Origin of the sequence: Sphingopyxis sp. MC1, from assembly GCF_000371385.1 — a bacterium.
Classification (GTDB): Bacteria; Pseudomonadota; Alphaproteobacteria; order Sphingomonadales; family Sphingomonadaceae; genus Sphingopyxis; species Sphingopyxis terrae.
Map to the genome: position 1 here is coordinate 32,386 of NZ_AOUN01000008.1, position 17,029 is coordinate 49,414.

Here is a 17,029-nt window from a genome sequence, read left to right on the forward strand (position 1 = left end):
GCCCAGTCCACAGCAGGGGGACATCATGCGCCCATATTTTACGGCAGCCTTGCTTGCGCTGCCCTCGGCTCTTCACGCCGAGCCGATGACGCTCGATTCGGCGCTCAGCCGAGCAGCATCGGAGGCACCCGAACTGCAAAGCCGCGAAGCGGGCGTCGACGCCGCCCAATCGGCGGCGATCGCCGCCGACCGGCTGCCCGACCCGAAACTCAATATCGTCCTCCAGGATTTCCCGGTGACCGGACCCGACGCGGGCCGGTTCAATCGCGACGATTTCACGATGCAGGTCATCGGCGTCAGCCAGGATTTTCCGAACCCCGCCAAACGCCGCGCGCGCGCGACCCGCGCGCAGGCCGACATTGGAATCGCCCGCGCCGACGAAGCGGTCACCGCGCAGGACATCAGGCTCGCGACCGCGCTCGCCTGGGTCGATCTCTATTATGCCAAGAAGGAGCTGAAGGAACTCGACCTGCTCGATAGCGGCCTCGAGGACCTTCAATCGACCGTGACGGCGCGGCTTGCCAGCGGTGCGGCGCGCCCGGCGCAGGCGCTCGAACCCGATCAGCTTCGCGCCGCGATCAACGATCGCCGCAGCGCGCTCGCCGCCGAGATCGCCCGCGCCCGCGCGCAGCTCGCCCGCTTCACCGGCGACCCCGCCGCCGACACGCTCGGCGACTTGCCGCCGCAGTCGATCGACGAACAAGGATTGCGCGCCGGCATCGACGCCCTGCCAAAGCTCAGAGCACTCGATGCCCGCGCCCTCGCCGCCGACGCCGAGACCGGTCTCGCACGCGCCGACAAGCGACCCGACTGGAGCGTCAACGCGGCCTATGGGCGCCGCGAGCCCAATTACGGTGATCTCGTCACGGTCGGGGTCACCGTCGACCTGCCCTTCTTCTCGAAAAAGCGGCAGGACCCCAAGATCGCCGCGCGCGCCAGCGAGGCGATGCGCGCCCGGCTCGACCGCGAGGCTGCCAAGCGCGACATCGCGGCAGCGCTCGACGCCGATCTCGCCGATCACCGCATGCATCATGAGCAGCTCGCCAATGCACGTACGCGGCTCGTGCCGCTCGCGAAGAAGCGCGCCGAGCTCGATCTTGCAAGCTACGCCGCCGGAAAGCTCGACCTCGGGACCGCGCTCCTGTCGACTCTCGCGCTTGCCGAGGCCGAAGTCGATGCGCTGGCGCGCGAAGCCGAGGTCGCGCGCGACGCGATCCGGATCAATTATATTTATGGGGAGGCAGGTCGATGACCGATGCAACATCAGCGGCGCGCTGGCGCGTCGCAATCCTGGCCACGGTGCTGATCGCGGGCGGCGGCGGTTATTGGTTGGGACAGAGCGGCAAGAGCGATGCACCAACCGAGACGGCAAGCGGCGGGCGCAAGATCCTCTACTATTATGATCCGATGTTCCCGAACCAGAAGTTCGACAAGCCCGGCAAGTCGCCCTTCATGGACATGCAGCTCGAGCCCAAATATGCCGACGAGGGTGGCGGCGCGGCGCCCGGCGTGTCGATTGACCCGTCGGCGCGTCAGAGCCTCGGCATAAGAGTGGTCGCGGCCGAAATGGGGAGCCTTGCCGCAACCTTCGACGTCAACGGCAGTATCGATTTCAACCAGCGCGATGTCGCGATCGTCCAGGCGCGCTCGGGCGGCTTCGTCGAACGCGTCTATCGCCTCGCGCCTGGCGATGTCATCGGCGCCGGTGCGCCGATCGCCGAATTGCAATTGCCTGAATGGGGCAGCGCCCAGACCGAATATCTGAGCGTCAAGAAGCTCGGCAAACCTGAACTCACGGCGGCCGCGCGGCAGCGGCTGCGGCTGATGGGCATGCCCGAAGGCGTGATCGCCGAGGTCGACCGGAGCGGACGGACCGGCGGCAGACTGACGGTGCGCGCGCCGATCGGCGGCGTGGTCCAGACGCTCAATGCCCGTGCAGGCGTGACTCTCGCCTCGGGGCAGACACTTGCCGAAATCTCGGGACTTGGAACGGTGTGGCTCAATGCCGCGCTCCCCGAAGCGCAGGCCGGACTGGTGAAGATCGGCCAACCTGCCACCGCGAACCTCACCGCCTTTCCCGGCGAGGCTTTTACCGGGCGGGTCGTCGCGATCCTGCCGACCGCAGCGGCGGACAGCCGGACGCTGACAGTGCGCATCGAGCTCGCCAACCGCGGCGGTCGCCTACGCCCCGGCATGTTCGCCGTCGTCGCGCTCGGCGGGGACGCCAAGCCAACGCTGCTGGTGCCAAGCGAAGCGGTGATCCGCACCGGCACGCGCAGCATCGTGATGCTCGAGAAGGGCGACGGACGCTACCATCCCGCCGAAGTGGTCGCCGGACGCGAAGGCGGCGGCAAGACCGAGATATTGCGAGGGCTCGCCCCCGGCGAGAAGGTCGTCGCGTCGGGCCAGTTCCTGCTCGATTCCGAGGCGAGCCTGACCGGTCTCACGGTTCGTCCGCTGGAGCCAGCGCAATGATCGCACGCATTATTCGCGCCTCGGTCGCGGCGCGCGGGCTTGTCGTCGCTTCGGCGCTGATCCTGACCTTGCTCGGGATCGCCGCGGTGCGCACGACTCCGGTCGACGCCCTGCCCGACCTGTCGGACGTCCAGGTCATCGTCCGCACCAGCTATGCGGGACAGGCACCGCGGATCGTCGAGGACCAGGTCACCTATCCGATCACGACGACGATGCTCTCGGTGCCGGGCGCGCGCGTGGTGCGCGGCTACAGCTTCGTCGGCGACAGCTTCGTCTATGTCCTGTTCGACGACGGCACCGATCCCTATTGGGCGCGCAGCCGCGTGCTCGAATATCTGAGCCAGGTGCAAAGCCGTCTCCCCGAGGGCGCGCGCGCGAGCATCGGTCCCGACGCGACCGGGGTTGGCTGGATCTATGAATATGCGCTCGTCGACAAAAGCGGCCGCCACGATCTTGCCGAACTCCGCAGTCTTCAGGACTGGTTCCTCCGCTTCGAGCTTAAATCGGTTCCCGGCGTCGCCGAGGTCGCGAGCATCGGCGGCATGGTGCGCCAGTATCAGATCATCGTCGATCCGCAGAAGCTCGCCGCGTTCGGGGTGACTGCAACCGACGTCGCCGACGCCCTCAAGCGCGCCAACCAGGAAAGCGGCGGCGGCTCCCTAGAACTCGCTGAGGCTGAATATATCGTCCGCGCGAGCGGCTATCTCAAATCGCTCGACGACTTCCGCAGCGTCCCGATCCGCACCGCCGGCGGCGGGCTCCCGGTCACCGTCGGCGACGTCGCGACGGTCCAGATCGGCCCCGACACGCGGCGGGGTATCGCCGAACTCAACGGCAAGGGCGAGGTTGCGGGCGGCGTGATCGTGATGCGCGAAGGCAAGAATGCCCGCGAGGTCATCGAAGGCGTGCGCGCCAAGCTCGAGGAGCTTAAGCGCAGCCTGCCGCCCGGGGTCGAGATCGTCACCACCTATGACCGGTCGGGACTGATCGACCGCGCGGTAGACAATCTGACCTCGAAGCTCGTCGAGGAGTTCGTCATCGTCGGGCTCGTCTGCGCGCTGTTCCTCTGGCACGCGCGCTCGGCGCTGGTCGCGATCCTGACGCTGCCGCTCGGCATCCTCATCGCCTTCATCGTGATGCGGCTGCAGGGGCTCAATGCCAACATCCTCTCGCTCGGCGGGATCGCGATCGCGGTCGGCGCGATGGTCGATGCGGCGGTGGTGATGATCGAAAATGCCCATAAGCATCTCGAGCATTGGGAACGCGATCACCCGGGCGAGGAGCTGAAGGGCGCCGAACGCTGGCACGTCATCACCGACGCCGCGGCCGAGGTCGGCCCCGCGCTCTTCCTCAGCCTCCTGATCATCACCTTCTCCTTCCTTCCGATCTTCACGCTCGAAGGCCAGGAAGGTCGGCTGTTCGCGCCGCTAGCCTTCACCAAAACCTATGCGATGGCGGCAGCCGCGATCCTCTCGATCACACTCATCCCGGTGCTGATGGGTTGGCTGATCCGCGGAAAGATCCCCGCCGAACAGAGTAATCCGGTCAATCGCTGGCTCACCCGCGCCTATCGGCCCGCGCTCGACTGGGTACTCGAACGGCCGAAAAAGGCGCTCATGATCGCCGGCCTCGTCTTCGCGACCAGCCTTTGGCCGATGACCCAGATCGGCGGCGAGTTCATGCCGCAAATGCACGAGGGCGACCTCCTCTACATGCCCTCGGCGCTTCCCGGCATTTCGGCTGCAAAGGCATCGAGCCTACTCCAGAAGACCGACCGGCTGATCAAGACGGTGCCCGAGGTCGAGAGCGTCTTCGGCAAGGCGGGCCGCGCCGACAGCGCGACCGACCCCGCGCCACTCGAAATGTTCGAGACCACGATCCGCTTCAAGCCGAAGGATCAATGGCGCCCCGGCATGACCGAGGAGAAATTGATCGAGGAGCTCGACGCGCGGGTCCGGGTTCCGGGGCTCGCCAATTTCTGGATTCCCCCGATCCGCAATCGCATCGACATGCTTGCGACCGGGATCAAGAGCCCGGTCGGCATCAAGGTCGCGGGCTCGGATCTTGCCGGGATCGATCGCACCGCCAAGCGCATCGAAGCGGTCGTCAAGACCGTACCCGGCGTAGCGTCGGCGCTGGCCGAGCGGCTGACTGGTGGGCGCTATATCGATGTCGACATCGATCGCGCCGCCGCAGCACGCTACGGCCTCAATGTCGCCGACGTGCAAGCGATCGTCTCGGGCGCGATCGGCGGCGAGACGATCGGCCAGACGGTCGAGGGGCTCGCCCGCTATCCGATCAGCGTCCGCTACCCGCGCGAGCTGCGCGACAGTATCGGCGAGCTCGCGAGCCTTCCGGTCCTGACGCCGTCGCGCCAGCAGATCACGCTCGGCACGGTGGCCAGAGTCAAGGTCAGCGACGGGCCGCCGATGCTGCGCAGCGAGAATGGCCGCCCGGTGACCTGGATCTACGTCGACAGCCGCGGCCGCGATTTGCAGGGCCTCGTGCAGGACATCCAGCGGGCGATCGCGCGCGATGTCGATCTGCCGCCCGGCGTCAGCGTTTCCTACACCGGGCAGTTCGAGTTCCTCGTTCGTGCGACCGAGCGGATGAAGGTCGTCGTGCCGGTCACGCTCGCGATCATCTTCCTGCTGCTCTACCTGACCTTCCGCCGCTGGGACGAGGCGCTGCTCATCATGGCGACCCTGCCCTTTGCGCTCACCGGCGGGCTCTGGCTCCTCTATCTGCTTGGCTATAACCAGTCGGTCGCGAGCGCGGTCGGGTTCATCGCGCTTGCGGGCGTTGCCGCCGAGTTCGGGGTCGTCATGCTCATCTATCTCAAGCATGCGCTCGCCGATCGCAGCGACGGCCACATATTGGCCGCGGTTCGCGAAGGCGCGCTGCTCCGCGTCCGCCCGAAGGCGATGACCGTTGCGGTTATCCTCGCGGGCCTGTTCCCGATCCTCGTCGGGACCGGCACCGGCTCCGAAGTGATGAGCCGCATCGCCGCGCCGATGATCGGCGGCATGCTCACCGCGCCGCTGCTGTCGATGCTTATCATTCCCGCCGCCTATCTGCTGATGCGAAGGCGTGCGGCTCATCCCGTCCAACCCGAAGGAGAAACGACATGAATAAACTCACTGCGATTACGCTCAGCCTTGCGCTCGGCGCTGGACTTGTCGCCTGCGGCAAGCAAGGCGAAGCACCGAAGACGGAAGAAAAGGCCGCGATGGCCGATGACACAGGGACCATGGCGGCCCCGGCCGAAACGAAGCATGGCAAGGGCACGGCGACCGTGACCGCGATCGATACGGCAAAAGGCCAGGTCACGCTCGATCATGGCGCGATCGCCGAACTCGAATGGCCGCCGATGACGATGGGTTTTGCGGCGAAACCCGAGCTGCTGAAGGACATCAAGGTCGGCGACAAGGTCGCGTTCGAGCTCAATTGGGACGGCAAGGCCGGGACGATCACCAAGCTCGACAAGGCGCCGTAACGCGCCGCCATTGCGCGCGGTGGCCCTAGTTGCCGCGCGCAATGGCTGCTTTGGGGCGCTGGCGGAAGACGGCTGTACTCGAACCTAGTCGGACAGCGCCTCCAGAAGCGGGCAGCCCCCGGCATCGCCGGCGCCGCACGCCTCGACAAGATCGCCCAAGACAGCGGCCATCCGGTCGAGGTCGGCGCGCTTGGCGAGGACGTCGGCAAGCTGGCTCTCGGCCATATGGCGCGCCTGATCGCAGCTATGGCCGCCGCCTTCGGCAAGAAGGAGCAAAGTCCGGACCGTATCGAGGGGAAACCCCAGTTCGCGCGCGCGGCGCACAAATGCAAGGCGCCGCACACCAGCTGAATCATAACGGCGAAATCGCCCGTACCGGACCGGCGCGGGCAGAATGCCGATGCGCTCATAATAGCGGATCGTCTCGATATTGCAGCCGGTAAGCCGAGAAAGCTCGCCGATGGGGATGGTGCTTGAGGGGGCCATTGCGATTCCGCTTGCATCTGTAGTCACTACAGATGGTAGACTTGCCGCTACCGCGAAACAAGGAGTTTGAATTTGGCTGGAGATGCAAGGCGTCCAAAAGGATTTGGGGCCATTTCGCTGGCGCTTGGCGGGATCGCATCGGGCTTTCTCGCAGCCACCTGCTGCGCCCTCCCCATGCTGCTGGCCTCGGCGGGGCTCGGGTCCGCCTGGCTCGTCGGCATAGCGGTCCCGGCCGCGCCCTACCGGCTCTGGTTCGTCGCATTCGGCGCAATTTCGCTCGTCGCCGGTGGCGTCCTGCTGGCGCGCCAGCAGATGCGCGCGGCGCGCTGCGGCGCCGATGGCCTGTGCGTGCCCGCGTCGCTGCGCTTTGTGACCCTGATCGGACTGCTCCTCGCCGCCGTCCTCCTCTGGCTCGGCTATCGCTATGCTTGATCCCTCGCCGGTCCTGCAATCGACGCTGACGTGTCCGCTCTGCGGTCAAATCGCCGACGAAATCATGCCCACCGATGCGTGTCAGTATTTCTACGACTGCAAGGGATGCGGCGCGCTGCTCAAGCCGCTGCCAGGAGACTGCTGTGTCTTCTGTTCCTATGGCACGGTACCCTGCCCGCCAATACAGGTTGACGGCGGCAAGGGCAGTTGCTGCGGCTGAGCCGCAAGCCGCCGACAGTCCCGATAGCGCGGCGGCTAGGCATTTCCGGCGGCGATGGCCTCGATGACCCGGCAATCCGACACCGGCCCGCCATCGCAGAGCTGGACGATACGGGCAAGTTCAGCACGGAGCCGCGCCATCCGTTCCAGCTTTTCATCGACATCGAGCAGGTGACGCGCCGCAACTGCGCGGATTTCGGCGCAGTCCTGCCCCGGCCCCAAGGCCAGCGCCGTCAACGACCGGATTTCATCGATCGAAAAGCCGAGGCCGCGGGCATTGCGGATGAATGCGAGGCGCCCGACATCCTCATCCCCGTAGGTGCGCCGGCCAGAGGCTGTGCGCGCTGCGCAAGGCAGCAATCCGATATCCTCATAGAAGCGGATCGTGTTTACCTTGGTGCCGGTGCGTTTCGCCAGGCCGCCGATCGGCAGCCGCGTGTCGCGCGCCATCTCCCTTCCTCTCAGTCTCGTTTCGATTTCAGCTTGCTTCTACAGTTACTGTAGAATGTAGAACAGGGGAATGAGCAACGACAGCAATTGCGGCTGCACGGGCGACACCGTCAGGGCCGAACGCGATCCCGCCTATCGAAGGGCCTTGTGGATCGTCGTAATTCTCAATCTCGGCTTCGGCGCGATCGAGATCGTCGGCGGGTTCATCGCCAACAGCCAGGCGCTGAAAGCCGACTCGCTCGACTTTATCGGCGACGGCACGATCACGTTGGCCGGCCTCGTCGCGATAGGCTGGACTGCGCTCGCCCGCACGCGTATCGCCTTAACCCAAGGCCTGTTCCTGCTGTCGCTTGGCATAGGGGTCATCGGCGTCGCGCTGTGGCGTGCCCTGACCGCGGTTCCGCCCGAAGCCGAGCTGATGGGCGGCATCGGCGCCGCCGCCCTCCTCGTCAACCTCACCTCGGCCGCGGTCCTCTCGCGGTTCCGCGAAGGCGACGCCAATGTCCGGGCGGTGTGGCTGTTCAGCCGCAACGACGCGATCGCCAATGTGGCGGTGATCATCGCCGCCGGCCTCGTCGCATGGACCGGGCAAGCCTGGCCCGACCTTGCAGTCGCCGCCATCATTGCCACGCTTTTCCTGCATTCGGCCTATGAGATTCTACGCAGCGCGCGGACCGAATTGCGCGAACTGTCGACTGTGCCCGGACAATAGGGCCAATGCCCCCCGCCCGCCGCTTTCTCTCTCTGCTGATCGCGCTCGCTGCAATCTGCGGCCTCGTCGTGCCGACGGCACAGGCCCGCACTGATGCCGGCGAAGTCCAGACCATCTGGCGCCTGCTGGACTATGTTGCGGTCGACTATGGTGGAGCGGTCTCGAATGGCGCGGTGACGAGCACGGTCGAATATGCCGAGATGACCGAGTTTTCCGCCACCGTTCGCAAGGGGATCGAAGCGCTTCCGGTATCCCCGGCGCGGGCTCGCCTTGTCAGTGAAGCGGGACAACTCCAGACGGCGATCGCATCGAAGGCGGACCCCGGCAAGGTGGCTGGCCAGGCGCGCGGACTCGCGGCGGACCTCCTCGCCGCCTACCCTGTGCCCCTCGCGCCGCGCAACGCTCCAGATCCCCGGCGCGGAGCCCAAGTCTATCTGGAAAATTGCGCCAGCTGTCACGGCGCGCGCGGCGATGGCAATGGACCTCAGGCCAAGGGGCTCGACCCGGCACCTATCGATTTCACCGACGCCGGACGCGCTCGCAAGCGCAGTCTGTTCGCGCTCTATCAGGTGATAGGACAGGGGCTCGAAGGCACGTCCATGCCCAGTTTTGCCCATTTGCCCTCCGACGACCGCTGGGCGGTAGCAGCCTATGCCGGTGGATTTGCCTTTCGCGACGTCGCAGCCGGCCGGCGTGTCTGGAACCAGACCCCTGCGGCGCGCGAACTGGTCCCCGACCTGCAAGCCTTCACGAGTCTCAGCCCGGAAGTGCTTGGTCGTGGGCTGGGATCGGAGCAGGCCGACGCGCTTACCGCCTATTTGCGCTCAGATCCCCAAGCATTGACAACCGCTTCGCCCGCGACGCTTGCGGTTGCCCGTGACAAATTGGCGCAAAGCCTTGCCGCGTACCGCAAGGGAAATCGGAGCGAGGCAGAGCGTCTCGCGCTGTCCGCCTATCTCGACGGTTTCGAACCGATTGAGCCGATCCTGACGACGCGCGATTCCGCCCTTATGGCGCAAATCGAATCCGCGATGTCCGATTATCGCGTGTCCATCGCGCGAGGTGTGCCGGTCGATGCGGTCGCGGGTAAAGCCGCCGCAGTCGAAACCCTTTTCGCCGATGCCGAAGCTGCACTGTCTCCCGATGCAGCCAGCGACGCATCGACCTTTGTCGGGGCGCTTACCATCTTGCTGCGCGAGGGTCTCGAAGCGCTTCTGATCATCGTGGCGATGATCGCTTTCTTACGAAAGGCCGAACGGCCTGAGGTCCTACCCTATGTCCATGGCGGCTGGATCGCAGCCCTGGCAGCCGGCGGCGCAACCTGGGCAGTCGCGACCTATGCAATCTCGATCAGCGGAGCGAACCGCGAGTTGACAGAGGGATTTGGCTCGCTTTTCGCCGCAGTCGTTCTCGTCTGGGTCGGCATCTGGATGCACGGAAAGTCACATGCGGAGAGCTGGCAGCGCTATATTCGCGAAGCGATGGGCAAAGCGCTTTCACGTCGCTCGGCCTGGTTCCTGTTCGGGCTCGCTTTCCTCGTGGTCTATCGGGAAGTCTTTGAGACCATCCTGTTTTTCGCAGCTCTCGCCGCGCAAGGAAGCCGCAGCGCGATCGCCGCCGGAGCCGGAACCGCAGTGGTGATCCTGGCAGCAATCGCATGGGTCATGCTTCGTTACAGCCGGGTCCTGCCGATCGGAAGATTTTTCGCTTACAGCTCTTCGCTCATCGCTATCCTCGCGGTTGTCCTGGCCGGCAAGGGCGCGGGCGCGCTACAGGAAGCCGGCCTCCTCGGCATCACCCCGCTAGCTCATTTTCCCCGCTTCCCGGCGATGGGGATATTTCCTTCGCTCGAACCGTTGTTGCTCCAGCTTCTCGCGCTTGCAATCCTCTGGATCGGCTATCGTTACAACAGTCGGCAACATCGCCGCATCGAGACAGCGCCCGGTCGATGAGGGGAATCATCACGGGGTCGGCGCACTCCTCCTTGGCCGTAAGACGGCTTCCGAAAAGAGCCTCCGAGCCAGAGTGCTTACCCGGCGCCCGTTACGCACACGAGTTAGGCCTGCTATTGCGACCCGATGCCCGAAACGTCCAACTGGAACGGCCGACTTAGCCTCGGCGACTATCATGCTCTCTGGTCGGGTTCGGTTGGCGATGCCGCCGCGCACCGCCATTTTGCGGCGCAGGCAGTGTTTTGTGCCGAGCCGCTTACCGTGGTCGATGCTGATGGCGCGCGCCTGTCGGGGCGTTGCTTGCTCATCGAACCCGATACCGTGCACCGGCTGCTCCCCGCGCCCACGGCTGAATTATGGTTCGTCGAGCCGACAGTGGTCTTCGGTCCGCCGGTAGATCTGAAAGACCGGCTGATCTGCTCCGATCCGATTCATGTCGCGCTGCCGGGACAGCGGTCCTTCTGGAAAAACTGGCTCACGCGAGGCGCCCGACCCCCGCTCGATCCGCGCATCACCCGCGCCGCCGCCTCGATTGACCGCCTGATCCCCATGGGCTCTGTCCGTCTCGCGGCTGTGGCGGAGGAGAGCCGCCTTTCGCTCGGCCGCTTCCGGCATCTCTTTGCCGCCGAGATCGGCATGCCCTTCCAGCGCTTTGTGCTCTGGCGAAGGTTGATTATCGCCTTCGACGAATTGGGAATGCGCCGCAGCGCGACCGAGGCCGCACACATGGCAGGGTTCAGCGACAGCGCGCATTTCGCCCGCACGATCAAGGCGATGTTCGGTATCCGGGCAAGCGACCTTTTCATCGAATCATAGCCTCTCCGTTCAAGCCGGTGCGTGATCGCGCCTGGTAGAGGCGCATCATGTCAGACGCACACAGAGACTTCGTCCCGGCACTCGGCAAGAGCGGATCGCTCGACCGCTACGATGCCGCCATAGCCCTCATGACCAGAGAGAAAAGATGGCGAAGCGACTTGCTGCGCTTCGCCGAACCGCGGCCGGGCGAGCGGATCGTCGATATCGGGTGCGGCACGGGAACCTTTGCGATCGCCCTCAAGCAGGCGGCGCCGGAGAGCATCGTTCTGGCGGTCGATCCCGACCCCGCCGTGCTGGAAATCGCGCGCGCCAAGGCTGAGGTTGCCGATGCCGAGATTCGATGGTTCGAGGCTATGGGCGACGAGCTGGACGGCATCGACGCACTCCGGCAATGCGACAAGATCGTATCGAGCCTGGTCCTTCACCAGTGCCCGATGGCCGTTAAGGAAGCGATTGCCGCGCAGATGTTCAGGCTCCTGAGGCCGGGCGGGACCCTTTTCATAGCCGACTATGGCGAGCAGCGCTCGCTGCTGATGCGCATGCTTTTTCGACAGATCCAGCTGCTCGACGGGTTCGAATATACCGAACCCAACGCTAAGGGCTGCGTCCCGGTGATCCTTAAAGCCGCGGGTTTCGAGGCGGTCGAAGAGATGAGAGTCATCCCGACGCCGACCGGCTCGATTTCAATCTATGGGGCGAAGCGGTAGTTTCTCGCCCGGCCCGCGCGGTCGCGGCTAGCCGCGCCAGTGACGCCCGCGGTGATGGTGGTGCATCCGGCGCTTCTGATAGCGCCGCTCGTAGCGGTCCCGCCGTTCATAGCGGCGATCATGGCCGCGGTAGTAGGGATCGTAGCCACGATAGCCACGATCATAGCCATAATTGGGCACGCCGTGGCGTGAGGAACGATAGTCGCGGTCATGACCACGTGGCGCGTCATGTCCGCGGCTATATCCCCCGCGATCGCCATGGTGCTGGGCAAGCGCTGTTCCGGGGAGCGCGAAGGCGAGCATCGCGGCCGCGATCGTCATCAGTTTTCGCATGTCAGTCTCTCCTTTTCGTGGCGTTCAAAATCCCCCTTCATGTTTGAATGCGCTGTGAATATTGGCTCCGATGCTGCCGATCGGACGGTGACCCGGCGTCTCCATGCGACAGGCCGATGGCGGGAGAGACAGTATCGCGCCGCATGGTGGGCACCCGTCCCGCGTGGACGAAGCGGGACGGGTGCGGGCCCTCATTTGCCCTTTGCCGCTACCGCGGCCTGGACTCGGGCCTCGACCTGTTCGGGGCTCGGCTGGACGAGCATCTCGCCATTGACGAAGAAGGTCGGCGTGCCCCGGACGCCGACCGCACGCGCGTCGGCGATGTCCTGCTCCATCCAGGCCATCGCATCGGTTGTCGGCATCGCGCGCGCCTTCGCGACATTGAGGCCGGCCTTCTCGGCGGCCGCCCAGGCACCGTCCATCTTGCCGTCGTGCCATTCGGGCTGCGCTTCGAGCAGGGCGGCCGTCACCGGCTCGAGCTTGCCCTGGACGCGGGCGGCTTCGAGGATCACGATCGCCTCGGCCGAGCCGGGGTGCAGCGGCAGGTAGCGCATAACGAGACGCACATCCTTGGGATATTTGGCAACGATGCCCTTCACCGTGGGATAGAAGGCGCGGCAGGCCTCGCACGACGGGTCGAAAAATTCGACGATGGTGACCGGGGCATTTTTCGGTCCGATGATCGGCGAATGCGGGCGAATGAGGCTGTCGACGGGCCCCGCCACGACCTTCTTCGTGGGTTCGCCCTCGGCGGTTCCGCTGTAGAGCATCGCGCCGCCGGTGAAAGCGAGTGCGGAAACGACAAGCGTGGCCACCACTCCGATGCGTTTGTTCATGATTTCAGTCTCCTTTGGAAGTTGAGCAAGAGGGTGAGGATGAGCGCGAACGCGGTCAGCGACGGGAGGGGCAGCGGCACGCCTCCGATTGCCATGCTCTCTCCCGAGCATGATGGACCGCCGGTGCAGGGGACGATCGGGGCCGGAATGACGCCGACGTAGAGCAGGCTATGATAGAAAGCGACGAGACCACCGCCCGCAGCCAGCGCCAGCCCATAAGGAACGATGGCGCGGTCCGACCTGAACGCCGCGATGCCGAGAATGATCGCAAGCGGGAACATGAAGCTACGCTGGAACCAGCAGAGGTCGCACGGCGCCTGGCCCATGACCTCGCCGACGAAGAGGACGGCCAGGCTCGACAGGAGGGCGATTGCCCAGGCCGCGCCGAGCGGACGCCATTTGTGCGGCGCGAGCAGCGGAAAGCTCGTCATCGCCGGCCACCTTTGAACTTGGACTTGGGCCGTCGCGGCGGCGGTGGCGGCTTGCTGTATTTGGACTTGAGGTAGCTGAGCAGGATGCCGTCGATCGACGCGATCATTCGCTGGAAGCTGGTCTTGATGCCGGGAAGCCGGAGCCAGGCAAAGGGCCCGCGGCAACGATAGCGGTGAACGAACTTCGTCCCGCTCGCCGTCGGCGTCAGGATATAACTCTCCTCGAACTGGAGGATGAAGCTCGGCTTGACGTCGAGTATCAGCTCCTCGCCCGGGCGCGCGGAGAGCACCGCCGCGGAGACTTCGAGAAACTTGGGCTTGTGCGGATCCATGCGCATCGAATAGCGGATCGCGATCGGGTCCTCGGCAAGCTGCTCGATCCGGACATAGGGATTCCAGATCCGGTGGTTCTCGAAATCGCCGAGGACCGCCCATATCTGCTCCGGACTATAGGGGAGGTCATGCTCCCGCTCGAACTCCATCAGCTTAACTCCTCTATCGATCGGCCGCCGGGCTTTGCCCCGCGCCGATGTCGGTGACGCCCGCAGGCGATGGGTCGGCGTGCGCGCCGCCCGTCGTGAACCAGCGGCGCAAGCGCGGGACCATCCGGCGTTCGAAGCCCGCCGCGAGGCTGAAGGACGCCGGCACGATCAGCAGTGTCAGCATCGTCGACAGGATGAGCCCGCCGATCACCGTGACCGCCATCGGCGCGCGCCATGCGCCGTCGCCGGTGAGCGACAGCGCGGTCGGGATCATGCCCGCGACCATCGCGACCGTGGTCATCAGGATCGGCTGCGCGCGCTTGTGTCCGGCGTCGACAATCGCCTCGTCGCGCGGCACCCCCGACGCCATTTCCTCGATCGCGAAGTCGACGAGAAGGATGCTGTTCTTGCCGACGATACCGAGCAGCATCAGCACGCCGATGAACACGGGAAGCGAGAGCGGATAGCCCGTCAGCAGCAACGCGACCGCCCCGCCGAGCGGGGCGAGCAGAAGCGAGCCCATGTTGACGAAGGGCGGGATGATCTTGCGATAGAGTAGGATCAGCACAGCGAGCACGAGAAAAATCCCCGATACGACCGCGATCGCGAAGTTGCGCAGCATCTCGGCCTGCCACTTGGCGCTCCCGAGTACCAGCCGCGTGACCCCGGCGGGCAGCGCCTTGAGCGCCGGCAGCGCCTCGACCTTGTCCATCGCCTGACCGGTCACGAGACCCGGAGCCAGGTCGGCCCCGATGGTGAGCTGGCGCACCTGGTTGGTCCGATTGATCTGGGTCGGGCCGGCGCCGAAGCCGATCTCGGCCACAACCGAGAGCGGCACCGTTCCCCCGTTCCGGGTCGGAACAGGCATATTGCGCAGCGTATCGAGCCGCTCGCGCGCGGTTTCCGCAAGCGCGACGCGAACGGGGATTTGCCGGTCGGACAGCGAGAATTTCGCGCTATTCTGGTCGATCTCGCCCAATGTCGCGACGCGGATCGACTGGCTGAGCGCCTGCGTCGTCACGCCGAGCTGCGCCGCGAGCGCGAAGCGCGGGCGAATGACGATCTCGGGGCGCTGAAGATTGCCCTCGACACGCGGCGACCGGATTTCCTTCACGCGGGCCATCTCGGCAAGCAGCCGGTTGCCGACATCTTCGAGCTTCTTCGGGTCGTCGCTGCCGAGCGTGATCGAGATGTCGCGGCTGCTGCCGCCGCCGCCGCCATGCTGCGACTGGAAGTTGATTCGGGCATCGGGAACCTGCGCTAGCCGCGGCGCGCGGTCCTTTTCGAACTCGGTCGAGGTCAGCTCGCGGTCCTTGCGCAATTTCAGATAGACCGTCGCCGTGCCGACATCGATCCGCGACAGGGCGGATTCGACGAGCGGGTCGCGCTTCATGAGATCGGTCACCTCGTCGGCCACTGCCTCGGTCTGTTCGAGCGTTGCGCCCGGGGCGAGCTGGATGGCCACGCGGCTCGTGTCGGAATCGATCGACGGCTGGAAGGTCATCGGGAGCAGCGAGAAGCTGAAAATGGTCGCAAAGAGCGCCAGCACACCGATGCCGACCACCCAGACGCGATGGTCCTTGATGTAACCGAGCCATTTCCAGCGCCCGCCGCGCGCACGCGCGGCAGCGGCCCCGCTGGTGTCGAGGCTCCAGCGCAAGATGCGCATATAGGTGTCGATCAGCGGGCCCTCGCCATGCTTTTGCGGACCCTGCGCAGAGAGAAAATAGGCGGCGAGCATGGGTGTGATCATGCGCGCGACCGCGAGGCTCATCAGCACCGCGGCCACGACCGTCAGTCCGAAATTCTTGAAATATTGCCCGGCGACGCCCGGCATCAGCCCGACCGGCAGGAACACCGCGACGATCGTCATGGTTGTCGCGAGCACCGCGAGGCCGATCTCGTCGGCCGCATCGATCGAGGCCTGATAGGCCGATTTGCCCATCCGCATGTGGCGCACGATATTCTCGATCTCGACGATCGCATCGTCGACCAGCACGCCGGCAACGAGGCTGAGCGCGAGCAAGGTCATCATGTTGAGCGAGAAGCCCATGAGGTCCATGAACAGGAAGGTCGGGACCGCCGACAGCGGGATGGCGAGCGCCGAGATCAACGTCGCCCGCCAGTCGCGCAAGAAAAGGAAGACGACGACGACCGCGAGGATCGCGCCCTCGACCATCGCATTGATCGCCGAATGATATTGGCCTTTGGTATATTCGATATCGCTGAACAGCTCGGTGAATTTGACCTTGGGGTTTTCCTTCTCGAGTTTTCGCAGCTCCTCGACCGCAGCGTCATAGACGGTCACATCCGAGGCGCCCTTGGCGCGCTCGAAGCCGAAGGTCAGCACCTGCCGCCCGTCCTGCTTCGAGACCGAGCGCTGCTCGGCGTAGAGATCCTTGACCTCGGCGATATCGGCGAGGCGCACGGTCCGGTTCGTCCCGACCGAGATTAGCGTCTCGCCGAGCGCGTTGGCGCTGCTCGCGTTCCCGAGGATACGCACCGCCTGCTCGGAGCCCGCGACCTCCATCCGGCCGCCGGCCGCATTGACATTGAGCTGGACGAGCTGGGTGTTCACCGCGGCGGCGGTAAGGCCGTAGGCGCGCATGCGTTCGGGGTTGAGGATGACGCGGATTTCGCGGCTGACGCCGCCCCGGCGATAGGCGTCGCCCATGCCGGGGACCGCGATCAGCCGCTTCGCGACGACATTGTCGACATACCAGCTCAATTCCTCGAGCGTCATATCGGTGGCCGAAGCCGACCAATAGGCAAGCGTGTTGCCCGAGGTAGAGAGGCGGATAACCTGCGGTTCGAGGATGCCGTTCGGCAGGTTGCTGCGGATCTGGGTGATCTTGTCGCGAATGTCAGTCACCGCCCGGTCGATCGGCGTGCCGATCGCGAACTGGACGAAGGTCTGCGACTGGCCTTCGGTAACCGTCGAATTGAGCTCGTCGATCCCCTCGATCGTCCGCACCGCCGCCTCGACACGCTGCGTGACCTGCGTTTCGAGTTCGGTGGGCGCGGCGCCCGGCTGGGCGATGATGACGATGGCGCCCGGAAAATCGATGTCGGGATCGCTCTGGACCCCCATCATGAGGAAGGAGACGATGCCCGCCACCGTCAGACCGAAGAACATGACGAGCGGCGGGATCGGGTTCCGGATGGACCAGGCCGAGATATTCTTGAAGTTCATCCTCTCTCC

The 17,029-nt window shown here is 65.3% G+C and carries 17 protein-coding genes; 10 read left to right on the top strand and 7 right to left on the bottom strand.

Annotated features, from left to right (window positions below):
- The first annotated feature begins 25 nt into the window (after nt 1-25).
- The 4 genes from EBMC1_RS11215 to EBMC1_RS11230 are packed head-to-tail and all read left to right on the top strand — an operon-like array spanning nt 26 to nt 5,971.
- Nucleotides 26-1,252, top strand: a complete 1,227-nt coding sequence (locus EBMC1_RS11215; RefSeq protein ID WP_003046442.1) for a TolC family protein — start codon at nt 26-28, stop codon at nt 1,250-1,252.
- On the top strand, nt 1,249-2,475 hold the full coding sequence (locus EBMC1_RS11220; protein WP_003046445.1) for an efflux RND transporter periplasmic adaptor subunit: 1,227 nt from the start codon (nt 1,249-1,251) through the stop codon (nt 2,473-2,475). Before EBMC1_RS11215 ends, EBMC1_RS11220 begins: the two co-directional genes overlap by 4 nt.
- Nucleotides 2,472-5,606, top strand: a complete 3,135-nt coding sequence (locus tag EBMC1_RS11225) for an efflux RND transporter permease subunit (protein WP_003046448.1) — start codon at nt 2,472-2,474, stop codon at nt 5,604-5,606. Before EBMC1_RS11220 ends, EBMC1_RS11225 begins: the two co-directional genes overlap by 4 nt.
- The gene (locus EBMC1_RS11230) at nt 5,603-5,971 is read left to right on the top strand and encodes a copper-binding protein (protein WP_003046451.1); all 369 of its coding nucleotides are present in this window, start codon (nt 5,603-5,605) and stop codon (nt 5,969-5,971) included. Before EBMC1_RS11225 ends, EBMC1_RS11230 begins: the two co-directional genes overlap by 4 nt.
- An 84-nt stretch (nt 5,972-6,055) precedes the next feature.
- On the opposite strand, the gene EBMC1_RS11235 is transcribed toward EBMC1_RS11230, so the two are convergent.
- Entirely contained in the window at nt 6,056-6,457 is a 402-nt protein-coding gene (locus EBMC1_RS11235) for a MerR family transcriptional regulator (RefSeq protein WP_003046453.1), read from the bottom strand.
- A 174-nt stretch (nt 6,458-6,631) separates the two neighbouring features.
- Between EBMC1_RS11235 and EBMC1_RS11240 the strand changes: the two genes are divergently transcribed.
- The gene (locus tag EBMC1_RS11240) at nt 6,632-6,889 is read left to right on the top strand and encodes a hypothetical protein (protein ID WP_003046455.1); all 258 of its coding nucleotides are present in this window, start codon (nt 6,632-6,634) and stop codon (nt 6,887-6,889) included.
- Nucleotides 6,882-7,109 (top strand): GDCCVxC domain-containing (seleno)protein, encoded by a 228-nt coding sequence (locus EBMC1_RS18945; protein ID WP_081611194.1) that lies wholly within the window; start codon nt 6,882-6,884, stop codon nt 7,107-7,109. The genes EBMC1_RS11240 and EBMC1_RS18945 overlap by 8 nt, the downstream gene beginning before the upstream one ends.
- A 35-nt stretch (nt 7,110-7,144) precedes the next feature.
- Here the strand turns inward: EBMC1_RS18945 and EBMC1_RS11245 are convergent, their stop codons facing one another.
- A complete protein-coding gene (locus EBMC1_RS11245) occupies nt 7,145-7,558 on the bottom strand; it encodes a MerR family transcriptional regulator (RefSeq protein ID WP_003046458.1) in 414 nt (137 codons plus the stop codon).
- A gap of 70 nt (nt 7,559-7,628) precedes the next feature.
- Here EBMC1_RS11245 and EBMC1_RS11250 point away from each other — a divergent pair, with 70 nt between their 5' ends.
- The 4 genes from EBMC1_RS11250 (at nt 7,629) to EBMC1_RS11265 (ending at nt 11,745) form a co-directional block, all read left to right on the top strand.
- Nucleotides 7,629-8,270, top strand: a complete 642-nt coding sequence (locus EBMC1_RS11250) for a cation transporter (protein ID WP_003046460.1) — start codon at nt 7,629-7,631, stop codon at nt 8,268-8,270.
- A gap of 5 nt (nt 8,271-8,275) precedes the next feature.
- Nucleotides 8,276-10,222, top strand: coding sequence for a cytochrome c/FTR1 family iron permease (locus EBMC1_RS11255; RefSeq protein WP_003046463.1), 1,947 nt, complete (start codon nt 8,276-8,278; stop codon nt 10,220-10,222).
- A 300-nt stretch (nt 10,223-10,522) separates the two neighbouring features.
- Nucleotides 10,523-11,038: a helix-turn-helix transcriptional regulator gene (locus EBMC1_RS17870; RefSeq protein ID WP_161786522.1), complete on the top strand. Its 516-nt coding sequence runs from the start codon at nt 10,523-10,525 to the stop codon at nt 11,036-11,038.
- 47 nt (nt 11,039-11,085) lie between these two features.
- Nucleotides 11,086-11,745 carry a class I SAM-dependent methyltransferase gene (locus EBMC1_RS11265; protein WP_037553277.1) on the top strand — a complete coding sequence of 220 codons (660 nt, stop codon included), beginning with the start codon at nt 11,086-11,088 and terminating at the stop codon, nt 11,743-11,745.
- A 27-nt stretch (nt 11,746-11,772) separates the two neighbouring features.
- Here the strand turns inward: EBMC1_RS11265 and EBMC1_RS11270 are convergent, their stop codons facing one another.
- The 5 genes from EBMC1_RS11270 to EBMC1_RS11290 all read right to left on the bottom strand — a co-directional run bounded on the left by EBMC1_RS11270 (nt 11,773) and on the right by EBMC1_RS11290 (nt 17,020).
- Nucleotides 11,773-12,078, bottom strand: a complete 306-nt coding sequence (locus EBMC1_RS11270) for a hypothetical protein (RefSeq protein ID WP_003046472.1) — start codon at nt 12,076-12,078, stop codon at nt 11,773-11,775.
- Nucleotides 12,079-12,269: 191 nt separating this feature from the next.
- The gene (locus EBMC1_RS11275; protein WP_003046475.1) at nt 12,270-12,914 is read right to left on the bottom strand and encodes a DsbA family protein; all 645 of its coding nucleotides are present in this window, start codon (nt 12,912-12,914) and stop codon (nt 12,270-12,272) included.
- Nucleotides 12,911-13,345 carry a disulfide bond formation protein B gene (locus tag EBMC1_RS11280; RefSeq protein ID WP_003046478.1) on the bottom strand — a complete coding sequence of 145 codons (435 nt, stop codon included), beginning with the start codon at nt 13,343-13,345 and terminating at the stop codon, nt 12,911-12,913. The genes EBMC1_RS11275 and EBMC1_RS11280 overlap by 4 nt, the downstream gene beginning before the upstream one ends.
- Nucleotides 13,342-13,827 (bottom strand): SRPBCC family protein, encoded by a 486-nt coding sequence (locus EBMC1_RS11285; protein ID WP_003046480.1) that lies wholly within the window; start codon nt 13,825-13,827, stop codon nt 13,342-13,344. The genes EBMC1_RS11280 and EBMC1_RS11285 overlap by 4 nt, the downstream gene beginning before the upstream one ends.
- Before the next feature lie 13 nt (nt 13,828-13,840).
- Complete coding sequence (locus tag EBMC1_RS11290) at nt 13,841-17,020, bottom strand: efflux RND transporter permease subunit (protein WP_003046483.1); 3,180 nt, start codon at nt 17,018-17,020, stop codon at nt 13,841-13,843.
- Nucleotides 17,021-17,029: the final 9 nt, after the last annotated feature.